This is a genomic window from Pseudomonas sp. FW305-70 (genome assembly GCF_058783925.1).
In genome coordinates, this window is record NZ_JBYSYZ010000041.1 from 1 (window position 1) to 12,151 (window position 12,151).

The following is a 12,151-nucleotide window of genomic DNA, read 5'->3' on the forward strand; positions in this document are numbered from 1 at the left end:
GGGTCGTTAGCTCAGTTGGTAGAGCAGTTGGCTTTTAACCAATTGGTCGTAGGTTCGAATCCCACACGACCCACCATTTTTGGCGGTTTAGAAAATCCGGAAGGCCCACGAAAGTGAGGATTTCCGGGTTTTTTTTTGCCCGCGATTAAAGTCCGCCTCGCTCCGGGCTGCTGCGCAAGGCACAGGTCAGAATCATCTTTTGCATCTGTCGGATATTCTGTAGCCTTGCGCAGCTTCAACGCTGTCCGTGCCTGATGAATACCCACTTTCCCGGCGGTACCCTGAAGGGTCCGGAGCCGGGTGTATACTCGACTTTCGCGCGAATGCGCTTGCAGGTCTTGCGAACATGACGCAAATATCCGAACGCCTTCTGGTTCAAGCCCACCTCGACGCCAAACAGCCCAAACCGCTGACCGCCGATGAAGAGGCTTACTACCGTGCCGCCATCGCTGCCGAGCTCAAGGCTCAGGACGCGGTGCTGGTGGCCCACTTCTATTGTGACCCTGTCATTCAGGCGCTGGCCGAAGAGACGGGGGGTTGTGTCTCCGACTCGCTGGAGATGGCCCGCTTCGGCAATGCCCATCCGGCCAACACCGTGGTCGTCGCCGGCGTGAAGTTCATGGGGGAGACTGCCAAGATCCTCAATCCGGAAAAGCGCGTGCTGATGCCGACCCTCGAAGCGACCTGTTCGCTCGACCTGGGGTGCCCGGTGGACGAGTTTTCCGCGTTCTGCGATCAACACCCGGAGCGCACGGTCGTGGTGTACGCCAACACTTCCGCTGCGGTAAAAGCCCGCGCGGATTGGGTGGTGACTTCAAGCTGTGCGCTGGAAATCGTCGAAAGCCTGATGGACAACGGCGAGACCATCATCTGGGGCCCGGACAAGCATCTGGGTACCTACATCCAGCGTCAGACCGGTGCCGACATGCTGCTGTGGGACGGTGCCTGCATCGTTCACGAAGAGTTCAAGTCCAAGCAGCTTGAAGACATGAAGGCGCTGTACCCGGATGCGGCGATCCTGGTGCACCCGGAGTCGCCGACTTCGGTGATTGAACTGGCTGACGCCGTGGGCTCCACCAGCCAGTTGATCGCGGCGGCACAGAGCCTGCCCAACAAGACGCTGATCGTTGCCACCGACCGCGGCATCTTCTACAAGATGCAGCAGCTGTGCCCGGACAAGGTCTTTATCGAAGCCCCGACGGCGGGTAACGGCGCGGCGTGCCGCAGTTGTGCACATTGCCCGTGGATGGCCATGAACACCCTTGAGCGCACGCTCAAGGCGTTGAAAGAAGGCGCGAACGAGATCTTTGTCGATCCGGCGCTGATCCCGCAGGCGATTCGACCGCTCAAGCGGATGCTGGACTTCACCCAGGCGGCGCGGATGAAACTGGCCGGTAACGCCTGAGGTTTATCAGGCAGGTCGCAAAAATTGTGGGAGCGGGCTTGCTCGCGAAGGCGGAGTGTCAGGCAACATTGATATCGGCTGACACGCCGCTTTCGCGAGCAAGCCCGCTCCCACAGTGATTTTTGTACGACTGAATTACTTGGTCTTCTTCGGAATCCGCACCAGTTGCGTGTTGGAATACATGTCGTGCCAACTGCGTTTTTGCTTGTCGAACAGCGACCAGAAGAATCCCATGCCAACGCAAAGCAGCGAGGCAATCGACACCACAAAGCGCAACAGCGCCTGCCACAGGCTGATGGACGAGCCATCGGCATTCTGCACGCGAATGCACCAGACCTGCATGCCCAGGGTCTGACCCGACCAGGTCCAGAATTTGGCGAAGAAGCCGAACAGTACGAACAGCAGGACTGTGGAGAGCAGGGGGTCGCCGTCCAGCGCGCCGGCTTCGGTCAGGGTGCGCATCCTTTCTTCGCCGATGATCGCCATCTGGATCATCTTGTAGAGGCCGCTGGTGACGATCAGCAGGGCGGTGCACAGCAGGAAATCATAGAACATGGCTGCCAGACGACGACCCAGACCAGCGGCAGGAAAGTCGCCCTGGGGAGTAAGCAGGTGTTTCGACATGGCAGGATCTCGGCGGAAAAAGAAGCCATTTTACGGATTTGCGCGCACAAAAAAGCCCCTGATGTCAGCATCAGGGGCTTTTTCGTTACAGAAGATTAGGCTTCTGCTTGTACTTCGTCAGCCTGCATGCCTTTCTGGCCCTGCACGGCGATGAAAGTCACTTTCTGGCCTTCTTTCAGGCTCTTGAAGCCGTTGCCCTGGATGGCGCGGAAATGCACGAACAGATCCGGACCGCTTTCAGGAGTGATAAAACCAAAACCTTTCTCGTCGTTAAACCACTTGACGGTACCGCTCTGACGTTGGGACATTTCTTATTTCCTTTGACGCAAAAAATTAATGACAGTCTCCTTCTCATGAAAGAGTACTGGGGCTGGTTGCAGGAGAGTAAGAAGACGTCGAACGGGATGTAGCTAACTTGTAGGCTACTGCCCAGGTCACGATTCCAAGCGACCCATGCAAACACAGTGAACAAACTCTACGCCAACTACGGGAGAAAAAACAAGCCCTGTGAAGGCCCCGTATTTCCTCAGGTTGATGGCAAAGTCAGTCCACTAGTGGGGCCTTATACGCTGGCGCTGTTCAAATGTTTTCGATCGTTATAAGCAAAGTTCATAATCGAAGCTTAGAGCCAAACAATGCACTATTTTATGGCGGTTGCGTTACACATTAGTGCACAGTTAACGCAACCGCGTTACTTATAGGAACATTCAATCAGCCGCGATAGTAGCGTTGTGGAACAAATGGCATTTTGCTTACAAGCAAAGGTACCTTTTTCCCACGCACAATCGCCCAGACGGGTGTGTCCAGTGCGATATAGGCGCTGTCGACATAACCCATGGCCAGCGGCCCGCCCAGGGTCGGCCCGAAACCGCCGCTGCAGACGCTACCGATGATGTCGCCGGCTTCGTTGACGATCTCGGCACCCTCGCGCACCGGCGTGCGTTCCTGCGGTAACAGACCGACGCGTTTGCGGCTGACACCTGCCTGTTGCTGGGCGAACACGGTTTCGGCGCCAGGGAAGCCGCCGGCCCGTGCGCCATCGGCGCGACGCGGCTTGGAGATCGCCCACAGCAGGCTCGCTTCGATCGGGCTGGTCTCGGTGTTCATGTCATGCCCGTACAGGCACAAGCCTGCCTCAAGGCGCAGGGAGTCGCGGGCGCCGAGGCCGATGGCGGCCACTTCCGGCTCGGCCAGCAGGGCGCGAGCCAGGGCTTCGGCGTTGGCGGCAGGTACGGAAATTTCGAAACCATCTTCACCGGTATAACCCGAGCGGCTGACAAAACAGTCCACGCCCAGCAGCTTCACGCGAGCGAACTGCATGAAGGTCATCTTCGCCACTTCCGGGGCCAGGCGTGCCAGCACGGTCACTGCAGCCGGGCCTTGCAGGGCGAGCAGCGCACGTTCTTCGAAAAGTGGCTCGATCGTGCACTGCTCACCGATGTGCTTGCGCAGGTGTGCCAGGTCCTGATCCTTGCAAGCGGCGTTGACCACCAGGAACAGTTCGTCGTTGCCCAGGTTGGCAACCATCAGGTCATCGAGGATGCCGCCCGTCGCATTGGTGAACATCGCGTAACGCTGCATGCCCACCGGCAGGTCGATGATGTCCACCGGCACCAGGGTTTCCAGGGCCTTGGCGGCATCGGCGCCGGTCAGGCGGATCTGGCCCATGTGCGAGACATCGAACAGCCCGGCCTGGTCGCGGGTGTGCTGGTGTTCTTTCATCACGCCCAGCGGGTATTGCACCGGCATGTCATAGCCGGCGAACGGCACCATGCGCGCGCCGAGTTCGATGTGCAGTGCGTGCAACGGGGTTTTCAACAGTTGTTCGGTGGACATATTCAGCTCCTGAAGAAGGGTGCAGATGAGCGCACATCAGCACTCGATAATGTTGACCGCCAAACCGCCACGGGCGGTTTCCTTGTATTTGCTTTTCATGTCGGCGCCGGTCTGGCGCATGGTGCGGATGACCTTGTCGAGGGAGACGAAGTGTTGCCCGTCGCCGCGCATGGCCATGCGCACGGCATTGATGGCCTTGACCGAACCCATGGCGTTGCGCTCGATGCAGGGCACCTGCACCAGCCCGCCAATCGGGTCGCAGGTCAGTCCGAGGTTGTGTTCCATGCCGATTTCCGCGGCGTTCTCCACTTGTTGCACGCTGCCACCGAGCACTTCGCACAAGGCTCCGGCGGCCATCGAACAGGCGACGCCGACTTCACCCTGGCAGCCGACTTCAGCGCCGGAAATCGAGGCGTTTTCCTTGTACAGAATGCCGATGGCGGCGGCAGTGAGCAGAAAACGCACCACCCCGTCGTCATTCGCGCCGGGGATAAAGCGCATGTAGTAATGCAGCACCGCTGGAATGATCCCGGCCGCACCGTTGGTGGGGGCCGTGACCACGCGGCCGCCGTTGGCGTTTTCTTCGTTGACGGCCAGGGCGTACAGGTTGACCCAGTCCAGCACTGACAGCGGATCGCGCAAGGACGATTCAGGGTTGCTGCACAATTGCCGATGCAGCGCAGCCGCCCGGCGCTTGACCTTCAAGCCACCGGGCAGGATGCCTTCATTACGGCAACCGGCGGCGACGCAGTCCTGCATGACCTGCCAGATTTTCAGCAGACCGGCGCGGGTTTCCGCTTCCGGGCGCCAGGCGCTTTCGTTCGTCAACATCACCTGGCTGATCGACAGGCCGTATTTGGCGCAATGAGCGAGCAGGTCCTTGGCGCTTTTGAAGGGGAAGGTCAGGGGCGTGGCGTCTTCGACGATGCGGTCGGCGCCGGCAGCGTCTTCATCAACGACAAACCCGCCACCCACCGAGTAGTACTCGCGGCTGCGGATCTGCAAACCCGCCGCGTCGAAGGCGCGAAAAATCATGCCGTTGGGGTGATAGGGCAAGGGTTTGCGAATCATCGCCAGGTGTTCTTTCTCGTTGAACGCAATGCTGTGTTCGCCGAGCAGGTTCAAGCGTGCGTTGCTGCGAATCTCTTGCAGGCGCGCAGCGACGGTTTCGGTATCCACGGTGTCCGGGTGTTCGCCTTCCAGGCCCAGCAGCACAGCCTTGTCACTGCCGTGGCCTTTGCCGGTGGCGCCGAGCGAGCCGTACAGCTCGACCTTGACGCAGGTGGTGGCCGTCAGCAGCCCTTCACGGCGCAGGCCTTCGACGAAGCGTACAGCGGCGCGCATGGGACCGACGGTGTGGGAGCTGGAGGGGCCGATGCCAATCTTGAACAGGTCGAACACGCTTAACGACATGGTGGTTCTCCGGTTTCTTGTTATTAGATATCGACGCAAATCTTGTGGGGAGACTGGACCCTGTGGGAGCGGGCTTGCTCGCGAAGGCGGCGTAACAGGCAGCACATCTGGTGCCTGACACACCGCCTTCGCGAGCAAGCCCGCTCCCACAAGGGGATATGCGGTGTTCTTGAGAGGGGCGAGCAACCCCGCCCCCTCATTGCTTTAAGCGTAGCTTTCGATCGACGGGCAGGCGCAGACCAGGTTGCGGTCGCCAAACACGTTGTCGACGCGACCGACCGGCGGCCAGTACTTGCCTTCGATCAGCGACGCAACCGGGTAAACCGCTTGCTCACGGCTGTACGGGTGCGTCCACTCGCCCACCAGTTCCTTGGCAGTGTGCGGAGCGTTTTTCAGCGGGTTGTCGTCCTTGTCCAGGGTGCCGTTTTCCACTGCGCGGATTTCTTCGCGGATGCGGATCATGGCGTCGCAGAAGCGGTCCAGTTCTTCCCTGGATTCGCTTTCGGTCGGCTCGATCATCAGCGTGCCGGCTACCGGGAACGACATGGTCGGCGCGTGGAAACCGAAGTCGATCAGGCGCTTGGCCACGTCATCGACGCTGATGCCGCTGCTGTCTTTCAATGGACGCAGGTCGAGGATGCACTCATGCGCCACCAGGCCGTTGCTGCCGGTGTACAGCACGGGATAGTGCTCTTCGAGGCGACGGGAGATGTAGTTGGCATTGAGGATCGCCAGCTGCGAAGCACGCTTGAGGCCCGCGCCACCCATCATGCGAATGTACATCCAGGTGATCGGCAGGATGCTCGCGCTGCCGAACGGTGCCGCGCAAACGGCGCCTTCCTTGCGCTCCATCTGTGCGTGGCCCGGCAGGAACGGCGCCAGGTGCGATTTCACACCGATCGGGCCGACGCCCGGGCCGCCACCACCGTGGGGGATGCAGAAGGTCTTGTGCAGGTTCAGGTGCGACACGTCGCCGCCGAACTTGCCCGGCGCGCAGAGGCCGACCATGGCGTTCATGTTGGCGCCGTCGATGTACACCTGGCCGCCGTTGTCGTGAACGATGCCGCAGATTTCGCGGATGCCTTCTTCGAACACGCCGTGGGTCGACGGGTAGGTGATCATCAGCGCGGCGAGGTGTTCGCGGTGCTCGATGGCCTTGGCGCGCAGGTCTTCGATGTCGACGTTGCCGCGGGCATCGCACGCGGTCACGACCACGCGCATACCGGCCATTTGTGCGGTGGCCGGGTTGGTACCGTGGGCCGACGACGGGATCAGGCAGATGTCGCGACGGTCTTCGCCACGGCTCTGGTGGTAGGCACGGATCGCCAAGAGACCTGCGTATTCACCCTGGGAACCGGCGTTCGGTTGCAAGGATACCGAGTCGTAGCCGGTCGCAGCGCACAGCATGGCTTCCAGTTCGTCGGTCAATTGCTGATAACCGGCGCTTTGCTCGGCCGGGGCGAACGGGTGCAGGGCACCGAACTCGGCCCAGGTCACCGGGATCATTTCGCTGGCGGCGTTGAGTTTCATGGTGCACGAACCCAGCGGGATCATGGTGCGGTCCAGCGCCAGGTCCTTGTCCGCCAGTTTGCGCAGGTAGCGCATCAGCTCGGTTTCCGAGTGATAGCGGTTGAACACCGGGTGGCTGAGGATCGGTGACTGACGTACCAGCGCGGCCGGGATGGCGCTCTGCACCGAGGCGGCGAGGGCGGCGAAGTCCGGCAGGGCCTTGCCGTCGGACAGCAGGCTCCACAGGGTTTCAACGTCGGCCTGAGTGGTGGTTTCGTCCAGGGACAGGCCCAGGCGTTCGCCATCGACCACGCGCAGGTTGATGCGCTGGGCGTGCGCCTTGTCGTGCAGGGCGGCGGTTTGAGCGCCGGTCTTCACGGTCAGGGTGTCGAAGAAGTTCGCTTGCTCGACGTTCAGACCCAATGCGCTCAAGCCTTTGGCCAGGATCGCAGTCAGGTGATGCACGCGATTGGCGATCTGCGTCAGGCCTTTCGGACCGTGGTACACGGCGTACATGCTGGCGATGTTGGCCAGCAGCACTTGCGCGGTGCAGATGTTCGATGTGGCTTTCTCGCGACGGATATGTTGCTCGCGGGTCTGCATGGCCAGGCGCAGGGCCGGGTTGCCGAAACGGTCTACGGAAACACCGACCAGGCGGCCCGGCATGTCACGCTTGAATGCATCCTTGGTGGAGAAGTACGCCGCGTGCGGGCCACCGAAGCCCAGCGGCACGCCGAAGCGCTGTGCGCTGCCGATGGCCACGTCGGCACCGAACTCGCCCGGTGCGGTCAGCACGGTCAGGGCCAGCAGGTCGGCCGCCACGGCGACCAGGGCGTTGGCGGCGTGGAAACGTTCGGTCAGCTCGCGGTAATCGAACACGTCACCGTTGCTTGCCGGGTATTGCAGCAGGGCGCCGAAGAACGGCGTCACGTCGGTCAGTTCACGCTCGTCGCCAACCACCACGTCGATGCCCAGAGGCTCGGCACGGGTGCGCAGTACGTCGAGGGTCTGCGGGTGGCAATGCACGGAGGCGAAGAACTGATGGCTGCCTTTGTTCTTGCTCAGGCGTTTGCAGAAGGTCATGGCTTCGGCAGCGGCGGTGGCTTCGTCGAGCAGCGAGGCGTTGGCGATCGGCAGGCCGGTGAGGTCGCTGATCAGGGTCTGGAAGTTCAGCAGCGCTTCGAGACGGCCCTGGGAGATTTCTGGCTGGTACGGGGTGTAGGCGGTATACCAGGCCGGGTTTTCCAGCAGGTTGCGCAGGATCGGCGACGGCGTGTGGGTGCCGTAGTAACCCTGGCCGATGAAGGTCTTGAACAGCTGGTTTTTGCTCGCGATGGACTTGATCAGGGCCAGGGCATCGGCTTCGCTCAAACCGTCTTCCAGGCCGAGGACGCTGGTGCCCTTGATGCTGTCGGGAATCACGCTGGCGCTCAGGGCTTCCAGGGAGTCGAAGCCGAGGCTGTTGAGCATGGCTTGCTCGTCACCGGCGCGCGGGCCGATGTGACGGGCGATGAATTCATTGGCAGTGGTCAGATTGATCTGGGTCATGTCAGTGCTCCTCAGGCTTCGGCTTGGGCTTTGATCAGGCGGTCGTAGGCGTCCTGATCCAGCAGTTGGCCGACAGCGGAGGCATCGGCAGGTTTGAAACGGAAGAACCAGCCTTCACCCAGCGGATCTTCGTTTACCAGCTCAGGGCTGCTGTCCAGCGCCGGGTTCACTTCCAGCACTTCGCCGTCCAGCGGCATGTACACGCCGCTGGCAGCCTTTACCGATTCCACGGTGGCGGCTTCGGCGCCTTTGTCGTAGGACTGCAGCTCAGGCAGTTGAACGAAAACCACGTCGCCCAAGGCGTTCTGTGCGAAAGCGGTGATGCCGACCGTGACGCTGCCGTCAGCTTCGGTGCGCAGCCATTCGTGATCTTCAGTAAAACGCAACTCGCTCATGGAAACTCCTAAGGGGCCAGACTCGTCTGGTGGACGCGATTGAATGCTTGGGCGATGCCCAGGTGATGGAGAACTACATAGCAAGAACGCGGCCAATGTTGTTTTTATTGTTATTGATCAATGATTTAGGTGGTTTCGATAAAGCTTGAAATTCATTCGCTGTAGCGAAATCGATACGGCGTATGTCAATGATAAAAGCCGAGGTGGATCAAAGCCTTGCACAGCCGTGATCGGAGAGGTGTGTAGCGATATCGTTCCACTGTAGCGCTTTCAGTACAGATGGAGGTCGTTTTTGAACCCGGTATTGAATTTGACGCAGCACATGTGGGAGCGGGCTTGCTCGCGAAAGCGTAGTGTCAGGCGACGATGTATTGACTGATGTACCGTCTTCGCGAGCAAGCCCGCTCCCACATTGACCGAGGGAGGTTCAGGCCTTGCCTGGAATGCCGTACTTGCGCAGCCGATGGGCAATCGCGGTGTGGGAGGTTTGCAGACGGGTCGCCAGTTGCCGGGTCGAGGGATAGCTGACGTAGAGTTTTTCCAGCAGGGTCTTCTCGAATTCGTCCATGGCCTGTTCCAGGCTGTCGACGTCATGGTCGCCCTGGCGGGCTACCGAGGTGCCGGCGATGTCGAGGTCGCCAATGTCCACCAGGCTGCTTTCGCAAATCGCCGCGGCGCGGAAGATCACGTTCTGCAATTGCCGCACGTTGCCCGGCCAGCGGTTGCCCAGCAGCGCCGGGTAAGTGCCTGGCGCCAGGCGACAGATCGGGCGCTGGATCTGCGCACAGGCCTGCTGCATGAAGTAGCGGGCCAGCAGCAGAATGTCCTGGCCGCGCTCGCGTAGCGGCGGCACTTCAACGTTGAGGACGTTGAGGCGATAGAACAGGTCTTCGCGGAACAGGCCTTCGCTGACCATTTTTTCCAGGTCGCGGTGGGTCGCGCTGAGGATCCGCACGTTGACCTTGACCTCACGGTCACCGCCGACCCGGCGAAAACTGCCGTCGTTGAGGAAACGCAGCAATTTGGCCTGCAAATACGGCGACATCTCGCCGATTTCATCGAGAAACACCGTGCCCTGGTTGGCCAGCTCCATCAGCCCTGGCTTGCCGCCGCGTTGCGCGCCGGTGAAAGCGCCGGGGGCGTAGCCGAACAGTTCACTTTCGGCGAGGTTCTCCGGTAATGCCGCGCAGTTCAACGCCAGAAAGGGTGAGCTGTGCCGGGCGCTGATGGCGTGACAGGCACGGGCCACCAGTTCCTTGCCGGTGCCGGTTTCGCCCTGGATCAGCAGCGGTGCATCGAGGGCCGCCACCCGCTGGGCTCGCGCCTTGAGGGTGCGGATCACCGGGGACTCGCCGAGCAGGGCATCGAAACCTTCGGCGTGGTCATGGTGCAGTGCAGACAGGCGTTCGCCGATGCGGTTCGGCTGGTACAGGGTCAGCAGGGCGCCGGCGTCGGTGATCGGTGTGGCGTCGAGCAGGAAGGTCTGGCCATTGACGATGATTTCCCGCAGCGGCAGGCGAAAGCCGTGTTCGAGCAGGGCGTCGAGCAAGGCCGGGTCGGCAAACAGGTCGGCCACACTTTCACCACTCGGTTCGCGGCCGTACAGGGCGATCAACGCCGGGTTGGCCAGCAGCACCTTGCCGTCGCTGTCCAGTGCCAGCACCGGGTCGGTCATGGCGGCCAGCAATGCGTCGAGCTGCAAGTGCCGACGCTGGCCGGGCAGGATGTCGACCACCGTCACCGCTTGCACGCCACGCACGCTGAACAGGGCATCGCGCAGTTCTTCTAGGACCTGCGGGCTCAGGGTCGGGGCGTCGATGTAAACATTGGGCGGGACCATTTCCACCGCATCCAGGTTCAGATTGCGCCCGCCAAGCAGGGCCAGGACTTCCTGGGTGATACCGACGCGGTCGATGAAGCTGACGTGGATACGCATGGGGCGGTTTCGGGTTCTGCTGTGCGGAGGGTGGCAAGTATGCCTTGGGGCGGGCTAATGGTGAAATTTTGAAACGGATTTGCAAGTGCCCACCGAACCAATGTGGGCTACTCGAAGCTCTCGAGATCTATCGGGTCGCCGGATTTCATATTCAGTTGCTTGCGGATGTCTTCGAACATCAAGTCGTAATGCTTGTGCACCGAGCCGATCTGGCTATGTGTCTTTGGGATACCGTACTTCTCTGCGATTTTCGTCACGTTGTTGGCAAAGTTGTAGGCCTCCTCCTTAGGCAGGAAGAAGGTCTCTGTCATCTCCTTTCCCTGCATGCTGCCATGCATGGTGAACTCGATCCCTTTGCCTTTCATGGGATCCTGCGCGACCTTATAGTCGAGGTGCACGTTGTAGCTCACATCATCCTTGGTCAGCGCGTGACGCTCGATGTGCAAGTGGCCTGGCTCAAACATTGCCATGGACGTCTCTCCTTACAAGTAAATAATGCCCGGTATCGCCGTGCTGATGCGCGTACCGGCCTTGCCCTGGACGATCGCTTCGATGTCCGCGAGCGAGCCGATCACCGCCACTTTTCCAGTATGGCGCGCGAATTCGCAGGCTGCCTGCACCTTCGGTCCCATGGAGCCGGCGGCGAAGCCGAGTTTTTCCATTTCGTCGGGGTGTGCCTGGGCGATGGCTTTCTGCGTGGGTTTGCCAAAGTCGATGAAAGCGGCGTTGACGTCGGTGGCGATCACCAGCAAGTCGGCTTCAAGCTGTTCGGCCAGCAGCGCCGAGCACAGGTCCTTGTCGATGACCGCTTCGACGCCCTCAAGTTTGCCGGGCGAGGTATACATGGTCGGAATGCCGCCACCGCCGGCGCAGATCACGATGCTGCTTTTTTCCAGCAGCCATTTGATCGGACGGATTTCGAAAATGCGCTTGGGTTTCGGACTGGCGACCACGCGGCGGTATTTGTCGCCGTCCGGGGCAATGGCCCAACCTTTCTCGGCGGCGAGTTGTTCCGCCTCGGCCTTGCTGTAGACCGGGCCGATGGGTTTGGTCGGGTTCCTGAAGGCCGGGTCATTGGCATCGACTTCGACCTGGGTCAGCAGGGTCGCGAAGGGCACTTCGAAGTCCAGCAGATTGCCCAGTTCCTGTTCGATGATGTAACCGATCATGCCTTCGGTCTCGGCACCGAGCACGTCCAGCGGGTAGGGCGAAACCGAGGTGTAGGCCGCTGCCTGCAATGACAGCAGGCCGACCTGGGGGCCATTGCCGTGGGCAATGACCAGTTGGTTGCCGGGATGGATCTTGGCGATCTGTTCGGTGGCGATCCGGATGTTGGCGCGCTGGTTGTCAGCGGTCATCGGTTCGCCGCGGCGGAGCAGGGCATTACCGCCCAGAGCAACGACGATACGCATGGTGTCAGTCCTTCTAAGCAAAGAGGTTGCAAGCAACGCGGTCTTTCTGTGGAACCCGGACCAGTGTGGGAGC

The 12,151-nt window shown here is 60.9% G+C and carries 10 protein-coding genes and 1 tRNA gene; 2 read left to right on the forward strand and 9 right to left on the reverse strand.

The features are described 5' to 3' along the window. Together AC3WN7_RS23595 and nadA are read left to right on the forward strand one after the other, a co-directional pair. Positions 1 to 76: transfer RNA gene (locus AC3WN7_RS23595), tRNA-Lys, on the forward strand. Between the two features lie 270 nt (positions 77 to 346). Next, a complete protein-coding gene (gene nadA, locus AC3WN7_RS23600; protein ID WP_095965385.1) occupies positions 347 to 1,405 on the forward strand; it encodes a quinolinate synthase NadA in 1,059 nt (352 codons plus the stop codon). Positions 1,406 to 1,540: 135 nt separating this feature from the next. Here the strand turns inward: nadA and AC3WN7_RS23605 are convergent, their stop codons facing one another. From AC3WN7_RS23605 to arcC, 9 genes are all read right to left on the reverse strand, one after another. After that, on the reverse strand, positions 1,541 to 2,029 hold the full coding sequence (locus AC3WN7_RS23605; RefSeq protein ID WP_095965384.1) for an RDD family protein: 489 nt from the start codon (positions 2,027 to 2,029) through the stop codon (positions 1,541 to 1,543). Positions 2,030 to 2,124: 95 nt separating this feature from the next. Next, on the reverse strand, positions 2,125 to 2,337 hold the full coding sequence (locus AC3WN7_RS23610) for a cold-shock protein (RefSeq protein WP_007977299.1): 213 nt from the start codon (positions 2,335 to 2,337) through the stop codon (positions 2,125 to 2,127). Positions 2,338 to 2,740: 403 nt separating this feature from the next. Continuing rightward, the gene (gene gcvT / locus AC3WN7_RS23615) at positions 2,741 to 3,865 is read right to left on the reverse strand and encodes a glycine cleavage system aminomethyltransferase GcvT (protein WP_095965383.1); all 1,125 of its coding nucleotides are present in this window, start codon (positions 3,863 to 3,865) and stop codon (positions 2,741 to 2,743) included. Positions 3,866 to 3,901: 36 nt separating this feature from the next. Beyond that, positions 3,902 to 5,278 carry an L-serine ammonia-lyase gene (locus AC3WN7_RS23620; RefSeq protein WP_015096592.1) on the reverse strand — a complete coding sequence of 459 codons (1,377 nt, stop codon included), beginning with the start codon at positions 5,276 to 5,278 and terminating at the stop codon, positions 3,902 to 3,904. A gap of 204 nt (positions 5,279 to 5,482) precedes the next feature. Further along, positions 5,483 to 8,335: an aminomethyl-transferring glycine dehydrogenase gene (gcvP, locus tag AC3WN7_RS23625; RefSeq protein WP_102675797.1), complete on the reverse strand. Its 2,853-nt coding sequence runs from the start codon at positions 8,333 to 8,335 to the stop codon at positions 5,483 to 5,485. Positions 8,336 to 8,346: 11 nt separating this feature from the next. After that, positions 8,347 to 8,730 (reverse strand): glycine cleavage system protein GcvH, encoded by a 384-nt coding sequence (gene gcvH, locus AC3WN7_RS23630; RefSeq protein ID WP_007977291.1) that lies wholly within the window; start codon positions 8,728 to 8,730, stop codon positions 8,347 to 8,349. A 427-nt stretch (positions 8,731 to 9,157) separates the two neighbouring features. Next, positions 9,158 to 10,666, reverse strand: a complete 1,509-nt coding sequence (gcsR, locus tag AC3WN7_RS23635; protein WP_095965381.1) for a transcriptional regulator GcsR — start codon at positions 10,664 to 10,666, stop codon at positions 9,158 to 9,160. A gap of 107 nt (positions 10,667 to 10,773) precedes the next feature. After that, positions 10,774 to 11,136, reverse strand: a complete 363-nt coding sequence (locus AC3WN7_RS23640; RefSeq protein ID WP_095968274.1) for a DUF5064 family protein — start codon at positions 11,134 to 11,136, stop codon at positions 10,774 to 10,776. Between the two features lie 12 nt (positions 11,137 to 11,148). Continuing rightward, entirely contained in the window at positions 11,149 to 12,078 is a 930-nt protein-coding gene (gene arcC, locus AC3WN7_RS23645; protein ID WP_095968275.1) for a carbamate kinase, read from the reverse strand. Positions 12,079 to 12,151: the final 73 nt, after the last annotated feature.